The sequence below is a fragment of the Flavobacterium sp. NRK F7 genome (assembly GCF_024054195.1).
Classification (GTDB): domain Bacteria; phylum Bacteroidota; class Bacteroidia; order Flavobacteriales; family Flavobacteriaceae; genus Flavobacterium.
This window is the reverse complement of the sequence record NZ_JAMXLB010000001.1, coordinates 634809-646482: the sequence shown is the minus strand read 5'-3', so window position 1 is coordinate 646482 and position 11674 is coordinate 634809. Positions and strand designations below refer to the sequence as shown.

General features: G+C 35.7%; 2 protein-coding genes. Both read left to right on the top strand.

Going from position 1 to position 11674, the window contains the following annotated elements; all coding sequences use genetic code 11:
* Window positions 1-1027: hypothetical protein (locus NHF47_RS02680; protein ID WP_252763477.1), on the top strand; the 1027-nt coding region annotated here is incomplete at its 5' end.
* Window positions 1028-1089: 62 nt separating this feature from the next.
* Complete coding sequence (locus NHF47_RS02675; protein WP_252763476.1) at window positions 1090-11652, top strand: T9SS type B sorting domain-containing protein; 10563 nt, start codon at window positions 1090-1092, stop codon at window positions 11650-11652.
* The last annotated feature ends 22 nt before the right edge of the window (window positions 11653-11674 follow it).

The window sequence follows — 11674 nt, the reverse complement described above, 5'->3', positions numbered from 1 at the left end:
GGAGCAAGATCGTTTGGCTAGAGAGAAAGCAGAGCAAGATCGTTTGGCTAGAGAAAAAGCTGAAAAAGATAGATTAGCTAAAGAACAAGCGGCAAATGCAAAACTTTCAGTAGGTGAAAAAATCTCTAGTATCGAAAGCAAACTGAATATTTCTAATAAATTACTTGACGATTATAGAAGCGATATTGATGAAAGAACTAAAAAATCAGATCAGTTAATTAAGAGTTTAGATTCGATTGTAAAAGAAAGAGATTTAGACTTAAAAGCTTACATCGGAGAAAGTGATCCAAATTATAAAGGACCTGCTAGAAAATTCGTAAGTACAACGCAACAAAATGCACAATTAAATGCACTGAAGAGTCAAATTGCTGCCAATAAACGAGTTTTTGATGACTTAATTTTTGATTTCGAAAACGCAAATAGAGCGAGGTTAAATGAAATGAAAGAAAAAGGCCTTAATAATGAAGAAACCAAACAACTGAATGATTATTATCAAAATGTCTTAGACGATTTGAAAAATAAGAAGCAAAAATATATTGATCTTGAAAAAATGGCAGACTTAAAAATTCAACAAATTAATGATGCTAAAGAAGAAGAAAAGCAACGAAGAATTAAGAAGGCTCAATTCGATAGTGAACAACAAAGAATTGAAAAAGATCAAAGTAATCTAGAAAACATTAAGAATTCTACTTCTAATGGTCAAACACAAGGTCAAGAAGTAAGTGGAAACTTATTAGATGATGAACCTATTACAAATGATATTCCAATTGTTCAAAAAATGAATAATGTGGCAAGTGGATATTATATGGTACTTGGTAAATTTAAAGATACGAAACAGAGAGATGCTTTCATTAAAAAAGTAGTCTCTGAAGGTGGAACGAGCGTAAATCAATTCTATAATATTTATGATGCAACCTATTATGTGTTCTTAGGTAAATATGATGAATTGGGAACTGCAACGAAAGAATTGAGTAAAAGAGGAACTAAGTCATACAATAAAAAAATGAAAATCGTTCAGGTACAATAAGTTAATTGTTAATTTTATATTAAAATTTTTATTACTTTTAACGGTCTTAAAATCTAAATACTATGAAAATTAAAACTACCCTACTAAAACAGATAGTTTTTCTCATCGCCATTTTGATGAGTTCGACTATTTATGCACAGAATTTTGTGCCGTTTGCCCTTCCCCCTGCTGGGCCAACTGGGCAACAGCCTTCGTTTCAAGGATTAAAAGGGAACATGTTACAAATAGGAAATAACATCCTAAACAGACAAACCAATTCCCAAAGTCCAAACAATGCCTATAATGGTACTGGAAACAACAATGGAACAAATATGCAGTACATTGATATTGATGGTGATGCCTCCACCTTCAATTCTACAACTGCTGATTTAACAATTCCTGTTGCAAATGCTGGGTGTTATCAAATTCGTTATGCAGGACTTTTCTGGGCAGGGGTATATAACCCGAATAATATTGGTAATCAAGTAGACCGCTCTCAATTAGGTAATGTAAAATTTAAATTACCTGGAGGAAATTATATTGATATTACGGGTGGTGTTAATAATGTGATTTTTGATTCCTATACAGTAAACCAAGCGGTTTCAAGTAACAATTATGGTTATGCAGCCTATTATGATGTAACCAGTTTAGTACAGGCTTTGCCAAGTGCAAATGGAACTTATGGAGTTGCCAATATTCAATCAGGTTTAGGAGACAATACTTCGGGTGGTTGGAATTTAATTATTGTATACGAAGATCCGTTAACAACGGCAAAAAATATTGATGTTTTTAGAGGATTTAGTAATATTCGTAGTGGTGATCCAGCCTTAGATATTCCAATTTCTGGGTTCAATTCTATTCCAATTGGTCCCGTAAGAGCGCAATTGGCTTTTGCTGCTTTAGAAGGAGATAGAGCTTTTACAGATGATAGACTGAGAGTAAATGGTGTAAGTATGACAATACCTACTCGACCAGCAAATAACTTTTTCAACTCTACTATTAATGATATTAATGGAGCATATAATACTAGAAATATTGCTAGTTCCAACTTACTTGGTTTTGATGCAGGTATTATCAACGTTCCTAACCCAGGTAACTCTGTAATTGCAAATAGTGCTACTAATGCCACTATCCGTTTGCAAACAAATAACGATTCCTATGTTTATTATATGAATGCCTTCGCTATCGAAGTAATTCAACCACAAATCAACTTAGTAAAAAGAGTATTAGATTTGAATGGTAATGATATTGGTAACACTACTGTTGCTCTTGGACAAGAAATTATTTATGAATTAACATTTCAAAATATTGGAAATGACGACGCTATAAACTTTACATTAACGGATGTTTTTCCTGTCAACGTTACCCCTTTAAGTGTTGATGTAACGGGTGCTCCTGGAGTTATTGCTCCAGCTGACCCAACAATAAGCCCAATGGTGTTCAATATTCCAAATAGTTTAGTAACGGAATTTGGAGCCGAATATACCATTAGAATTCGAGTACGCGTAGCGGAAAATTGTTACGATTTAAGAGATGCGTGTTCTAATGAAATTACAAACACAGCTTATAAAACATATTATAGTTCAACTTCAGGAAATCTTGTTGAAGATCAACAACCGAGTGCTTCGGGTATAGATGCATGTTTGTTCCCAACACCAGGAGCAACAAACTTTATTGCTGATATTGATGATTGTACCTTTGAATCGGAAGAAATTTTATGTGGCTCTTCTGTAACACTTACAGCAGGATCTGGTTATAGTTCTTATCAATGGTACAGTGGTTCACCACCAAATGGTAGTAATATTATTAATGGTGCAACCAACCAATCATATACAGCTACTGCAACAGGTACGTATAGTGTTGTAAATACAGCACCAGCTCCTTGTTTGTCTATAGTAGAAACTTTTAATGTAGTTGACTTTAGCGGGGTAGCTCCTAACCCTGTTATACCATATGCAGACCAAGTTGACATTTGTCCTATCGATGGATCTGAACTACCTAAAATTTTCTTGTGTGGTGCTTCAGATAGTCAATTAATCGAATCTGGAATTGTAAATGCACAAAGTATTGTTTGGGAAGTTTTAAGTACAACGGCAAACTGTACAACAACTCCTCCTTCTACATGTCCAAATACAAACTGTCCTAACGCAGATTGGACGCAAGTGTCGACTGATGCCTACTTCAATGCAGTAAATGCTGGTGAGTATCGTGTAACCATTACTTTCCAAAATGGATGTTTTAGAACGTACTACTTTAATGTATATAAAAATTTATTTACCCCAACAGCAGTTGCTACGGATCAAATTTGTACCACTCCAGGAACCATTACTGTAAATGGTGTTCCTGCTACAGGTTATGAGTTTAGTATTGATAATATAAACTGGCAAACGAATAATGTATTTACAAATGTACCTCCAGGTACCTATACCGTTTACACCCAACAAATTGGTGGTGGTGTAGGAAATTGTTTGTTTACAATTCCTAATGTAGTTGTAAATCTTAGAGATTTTACAGTGGATGTGATTGTTCAAGATGCATTATGTAGTGGTGATAAAGGTGAAATCCGTGTTCAAGTAAACAATGTAGACCCGCAATACACCTATCAATTATTACTTAACGGAAATCCATTTGCAAATGCAGGTCCAATAGATGTTAACGATTATACATTCTCTAATTTAAATGCAGGGAATTATACCTTAAACGTTTCAACAACTGACGGGTGTACCTATACACAAGATATTACTATTTCTGATCCTCCTTTATTAACAGTAACTGGTGCCGTAACTATACCACTTACTTGTACTGATGGAGAAATTACTTTATATCCTGTAGGAGGAACTCCTCCGTATATTTACCAAATTAGTGGAGATTCAGATTTATATACGGTACCTAATTTTGTAATTACTACTGCAGGAACTTATACTTTTACAGTTACAGATAACAATAACTGTACGGCACAAACTACAGTAACGATTGATGCAATCCCAGCTCCAGTATTTACAATTACTGCTACAGATGTTTTATGTAATGGTGGTGCAACAGGTGAAATTGCTTTCAATGTAACCAATACAAATGGATATACTTTATTATATAGTGTAACCACTCCTCCAAATGCGGCTTCATTTGGAAGCAACCCTATTTTCTCAAATTTAGTAGCGGGTACTTATGAAGCGCAAATACAATATTCACTAAACGGAACAACTTGTTTAACAGCTGTTCAAACAATTGTTATTGACGAACCCGCTAATGCGGTTGAAGCTTCTGCTGGTGTTTCAGAATTGGCTGGTTGTGGACCAAATGGTGAAGGAAGAGTTAGAATTACAAACCCTCAAGGTGGTAGTGGTGTTTATGAATATAGTTTTGATGGAGGTATTACTTGGGGTAGTGCAAATGAAGCTTATGTAGCTCCAGGTACACATACCGTATGTATTAGAGATGCTAATTCAACTACTTGTACCGCTTGTTACCAAGTAACCATTGATCCAGCACCTCAAGACCCTACAATTACTGTAGATGATCCTGATTATAATTGTGATGGTACGGCTACAACAACAATTACTGTAAATAATAATGGAGGAAATTTTGCGTACACCTATTTACTAGATGGTAACCCAAATACAAACACTCCTGCTAATGTTTTTGTAAATGTTCCTTGTGGTCCTCATACAGTTACGGTTCAATATCAAAATTTAAATATCCCTACTTATAGTGATTTATTAAGAGAGGATTTTGGTTCGGGAGCAAATACTACTACTCCTGGTATTGCTGCTGCATATTGTTGGAATAGCCAACCTTATCCAGCTTCTACACCATGTGGTAATAATGCTATTCCTGGATATACCGCAAGTATTTGTGGCTCGTATACAATTGAAGACAATCAATACAGCGTAACGAGTAAAATTATACCTAATAACTGTAACTGGTTTGCGTATAGAGATCACACACAAGTATTAACAGGTGTGCCTGATCCAAATGGAAGATTTTTAGCAGTAAACATTGGTTCTGCTGCAGGAAATTACGGAATTTTATATAGTAAGCAAATTAACAGTGTATTACCAAACCAACCTGTTTTAGTTGATTTATATGTTGCTAATTTATTAAGAGCTGGTGTAGCAGGTGCTGATCCTGATTTTATATTGGAATTAGTTGACCCTTCTGGAAATGTTGTGGCTTCACAAGCAACAGGTATCATTGATAATGTAACAGATGGATGGCAATTTCAAACATTATCATTAAATCCAGGTAATAATACTACTTTAACTTTCAATATTCGTTCAGGAAGTATACTGTATGCAGGTAATGATGCAGCTATAGATGATATTTATGTTCGTCAAGAGCCAATCGCTTGTATTACTGAAGTAGAATTCCCAGTTTTAGTAGATTGTAACCAAGCATTCTCTGCTCAAATCACAAATGCTAGTGATGTAAGTTGTAATGGAGCTAGTGATGGTGAAATTACAATTGCGGCTCAAAATTTTGACGCTACTCTTGGCTATTATTATACAATCACAACTTCAGGTGGTGTAGTAACAGGACCTGTAAATGTATTTACTTCTCCTTTTACTATTTCAAACTTACCTGGAGATACCTATACAATAGATATTCAATACGATTTATCTTCTACACCTTGTACGTTCCCATTTACACAAACTATTGGAGAACCAACGGCTTTAGTTGCTGGTGCTGTTTTATCTAGTCCTGCAACTTGTTTAAATGGAGGTACTATTACAGCTTCTGCTTCAGGGGGTACTCCTAATTATCAATATCAATTACAAGATGGATTAGGAAATATCTTAATTAATTTTACAGCAAATAACGTATTCTCTAACCTTACACCTGGTGACTATATAGTTGTGGTTCAAGATGCTTTATTATGTACTGATCCAATTGATGTAGCAATTACGATTCCTACACCAACAGCTCCAACAGCGGTAATCGATGCTTCATCTGATTTATGTTATGATGGTACAAACGGTGCTACTTTGGTAGTAACAGCTTCAGGAGGTGTTGCTCCATATACTTATAGTTTAAATGGAGGTACTTTTGGTACAAGTAATACATTTACAGTTACACCAGGAACTTATACGATTACTGTAAGAGACGATTATGGTTGTGAAGTTACTTTAGCAGCTGTAACGATTGCTCCTCAATTAATTGCTGATGCCGTATTAACGAATGGATTAGACTGTACAACTTCACCAGACGCTGATATTGATGTAACAATTAATGGTGGTAATGCACCATACACCTATCAAGTTTCTTATAATGCAGGACCTTTAAGTGCAGCTATTGCAACAGGAGGTACTTTTACATATACAACTTCTAATCCTGGTGATTATCAGTTTGTTATTACGGATGCTATTGGTTGTACCGTTACAACCAGTACCGTTACAGTTATTCCGTTACCAATTTTAAATGCTCCTGTAGCAACACAAACTGCATTTAATTTATGTAATGGTGATTCAAACGGAGCGTTCACTGTAACAGCTTCAGGAGGTTTACCTCCTTATACCTATGATATTGGAAGTGGGCCAACTACAAATAATAATTTTACAGGATTAACTGCGGGTACTTATACCGTAACTGTTACTGATGCAAATTCTTGTACTGAAACTACAACAATTACGCTAACAGAACCAGATCCTATTAATTTTACCATTGTTAAAACAGATATTCAATGTGGTGCTTCTGGTACTGAACCGGGTTCAATCGATGTAACGAATGTTACAGGTGGAACAGCTCCATATACATATACTATAACTGATAACCCTGCTAGTGCTGGTTTCCCAACTAGTTACACTACAGTTGGTTCAGAAGATCATTCTTTTACCATTTTAAATTTTGGTATCTATACAGTTACCGTAGTTGACTCAAATGGATGTGTGCTAGTACAAGATAATATTAGTATTGCATCACCTCCAAATAGTTTATTAATTGATATTTCTACACCAACTGCAGATTGTACAACTGGTGGAACAATTTCAGTTACTGCGAATCCAGCTGTAGTTGGTGGACCTTATTATTTTGCAATTTATAATGGGGCACCATATCCAATTATTTCCTTTAGTTCTCCAGGGGTACCAAACCCACCGTATCAAGTTTCTGATACACCTGGAGGTTTAACGGCTACATTTACTGGTTTAACCCCTGGTGTAACGTATAGCTTCATAGTATATGACGAAGCTACAAATTGTTATTATTTTGAAAGTGCTCCTGGTCCAGTGCCAACCAATTCTAATATAACATCAACAGTTACACCTCATAATGTTACTTGTACAGGTGCAGCTGATGGAAGTGTTACTTTTACAGTTGATAATTTTGCAGGTACTAGTGTAACTTACCAAATTTATAATGTTTCAGGTAATACTCCGGTCGGAGCTTCAGGAAGCTCTCCAGCTCCTGGTCCAGTTACAGTAAATAATTTTGGAACCTTAGTTCCAGGACAATATTATATTTTATTTACTGAAATTGGAGGTCCAAATAATGGTTGTTCTCAAGTTTCAGCTAACTTTACCATTTCGGAATCTCCAGTATTATTGTCAGTAACAGCTGCAGTAACACATAATGATAATTTATGTGCGGAAGCAGGTCAAATAACGGTAACAGGTTCGAATGGTACACCACCATATACGTATCAAATAGTAACTGGTGGAAGTCCAGCACCAACAACTTGGCCAGGACAAACGTCTAACGTGTTCAATAATTTAGCTGGTGGTACTTATGATATCTATATTCAAGATGCAAATGGATGTACGCAACCATTTACAAGTTTATTTGTACCAACAGATTCTAGTCCAGATATAACAGTTACTTTAAACCCTGCTACTTTATGTAATACCAATAATGGAAGTTATAGCATACAAGTAAGTACGAATGTAGCTGTAGGAGTTGCTCCTTTTACATATAGTGTTGATGGTGGTGGTTTCACTTCTCAAGCAAGTAATCCTTTCACAGTTTCTGGATTAAATGCAGGAACACATACCGTAACTATTAGAGATGCTAACGGTTGTACAGAAACAGAAAGTATTACCATTTATCCACCATTGAATGCAACTATTATTCCTTCAATTGCTGCTACAGGAAACTGTGGTGTAAGTGATGGTATTATTACGGTAAATGCAGCGGGTGGATCAGGAAATTATACCTATGCTATTGCTCCAAATGGAGCTCCTATAACTCCATCAGGCAATGTGTTTTCTAATGTGCCAGCTGGAACTTATACGGTAACTATTACTGATAATACAACCGGTTGTTTTATTACTTCAAGTATTACGTTAACGCAACCTACTAATCCATCTGTAACGAGTTCAGTGGTAGATGTAACCTGTAATGGTGCTTCAAATGGTGTAATAACGATTAATTTAACAGGTAGTAACCCAGATCCTGTGTACACTTATGAAATTACAGCTGGACCAGTAACATTCCCAGCTCAAACTACAAATGTGTTTAATAATTTACCTGCGGGTGCTTATACAATTGTGGTTACTTCGGGTAGAGGTTGTACAACTACTTTAAACATTAATGTTAATGAGCCAGCTCCAATTGTGGTACCTACTCCAACCGTTACAGAATTTGCTTGTAATGCAGGAACAAACACAGTAAACAATGCTTCAATTGTGGTAACGGGTGTAACTGGTGGTTCAGGTACTTATATTAATTATGTATTTATCAATAGTGCAAACAATAGTGTGCTTCAATCGGGAACTAGTAATACTTTTATCACTGCTAATGAGGCAGGTGGTTCTTACATTATTAATGTGTATGACAATAATGGCTGTTTAGGTTCTACAACAGCAACGATTGCTCCATTTGTAGAAATTTCTAACCCAACTATTACGGTTACTAGTCCTATTACTTGTACGAGTTTAGAAGCTATTACAATTAATGTGAATGCTTCTATTAATGGTGTCGCTACAACTTTACCAAGTCCATTATCGTATACAGTAACTGGAATAAACAATCCATATAATGTTACACAAATTGACAATCCTAATTTTACTGGATTAGACATTGGCAACTATAACATAACAATTTTAAATCAAACAACAGGATGTAGTGTTCAAACAATTCATTATGTGTTTAACCCTAATACATTTGTTGTAAACGCTACAGTTACTAATAATGTTACTTGTTTTGGAGGTAATGATGGTAGCGTAAGCTTTACTTTCGTAGATCAAAACTTGACACCAACTAATGATGCTGGACCTTTTGCATATGAAATATATGACGCCAGCAATACTCTAGTTACTTCTGGAAATAGTCCTAACGCAGGACCATTTACTGTAACAGGTTTAGCCGCAGGAATATATCAATTAGTAACTACCTTAACGAATAGTCCTAACTGTCCTGCAACAACTAGTTTTACGATTACACAACCTACTACTGCTCTAAGTTTAGTATTGAACAGCACGCCTATTACATGTAACCCTGGAAATGATGGTACTATTTCGGCTGTTGGTTCTAACGGATGGGGTGGTCCTTACGAATATCAAATTCAAGGACCAGGTGTTACACCTACATGGTCAACCAATTCGTATTTTACAGGTTTAGGCGCAGGAACTTTTACAGTTAGTGTGAGAGATAATTTAGGATGTGTGGTTTCTGGTAATGTTACTTTAGTAATACCAACTCCTATTTCTGCTACAATCAGCGCAGCACCAACGGCTCTTTTATGTGTGGGTGATACGAATGCAACAATTACTATTTCAGGTACTACTGGTGGTTATGGTAGTGGATATTTATATGTTTTAAATAATGTTACTACAGGAACCTCTTCTGCTCCTCAAACCAGCAACATATTCACCAATATTGGTGCAGGAACATATAATGTAACAATTACAGATTCATTCAATTGTACGTTTACAACGGCTAATGTTACAATTACAGAACCAGCAGACCAAGTAGCAGCTACTTTAGCTCAAATTTATGATCCAACTTGTCAAACAGATGCTATTTTAGAATTGACAGCAACAGGAGGAACGGCACCTTACAATTGGAGTACTTCTCCTAATGGACCATTTACACCTTTTGGAGGTGCAAGTGTAACATTTACTGTACCTTCAGGTAGCTATCAGTATTATGTGGTGGATGCTAATAATTGTATTGTAGTTGTTTCTAACTCAATCACCGTTGAACCTGTTTTACCAATTACTATCGATGTAGATACTAGCGAAGATATTTCATGTGCTGGTTATACCACAACAGTTATTGCAACAGCTACAAATGGTTTAGGCAATTATGTGTATACATTTAATCCACCTACTCCAGGTGTTGTTCAAACTTCACCAGGTGTATTTGAAGATGTACCAGCAGGTACCTATACGATAACAGTAACTGGTGGGGATTGTTCTACTACTTCAGCTCCATTTACGTTAACGGAACCGACACCAATTAATATAGATGTAAATGAATTTACAAATATTTCTTGTTATGATGATCCAAACGATGGAACAATTACAGTTGTTGCTTCTGGTGGAACAGGAACAATTCAATATTCAATTTCCGATGCGAATCCACCAACAGGTCCTTTAGAAAGTGTTAATTCTGGTTATTTCACAGATTTATCTCCAGGAGATTATTGGGTATTTGTACAAGATGAAAACGGTTGTTCGGTTGGGCCGTTACCATTTACCATTACAAATGCACCTGAATTTGTAACTACTAATTTTAATGTAGTAGATGAAATATGTGCAGGTGATGGAGGTTCAATAGCATTTAGTGTGTCAGGTGGAACACCTGGAGCAACAGGTTATACGGCAACAGAAGTTACAGATCCAACGTTAACTCAAAGCTCTTTAACAGGTGATTTTAGTTTCACGAATCTTGTACCTAGATTCTATGAATTCTACGTTACAGATGAAAATGGTTGTGTGTATCCTGTTCAATTTACAATTAATCCAGGTGTTGATATTCAGGCAAGTGTAAGATATGATATAGAATGTGACAATAATGTACCTATAGCTACTGTAACGGTACTATACAATACAGATTTAGATATTAATGATCTTACTTTTGTATTGGATAATGGAGCTGTTTTTGCACCTCAACAAGGAGATAATGTTTTTGTAGGTGTAGCCGCTGGAAACCATACAGCTACTGTTACTCATGCTAATGGTTGTCAAACACCAGCAATTAGTTTCAATATAGTTCTACCAACTACACCAACGATTACGTCATTTGTTCAAAGTGGATTGAATCAGTTTACTGTGACAGCAACAGGTGGAACACCACCATACACTTATACGGTAATCAATAGTAATGGAGTGGTATATGAAGGACCTAATAATGTGTATTTCTATAATCAAACAGATAATTATACGGTTATCGTTACAGATATTTATGGTTGTAATGATTCAGATACGCAATTCTTTGAATTCTTTGATGTAGAAATTCCAGATTACTTTACTCCAAACGGTGATGGAAATAATGATGGATGGAGTCCAAATTATCTAGATAACTATCCAAAAGCGGTTACTTATGTTTTTGATAGATATAGTAGAAAAATTATTACATTACATCCTGGAGAATCTTGGGACGGTACTTACATGGGTAATGAATTGCCATCAGGTGACTACTGGTATGTGTTAAAATTAAATGGTGAAACAGACGCAAGAGAATTTGTTGGTAATTTCACACTGTATAGATAATAAAAAAAGCTAAGCCTATTGT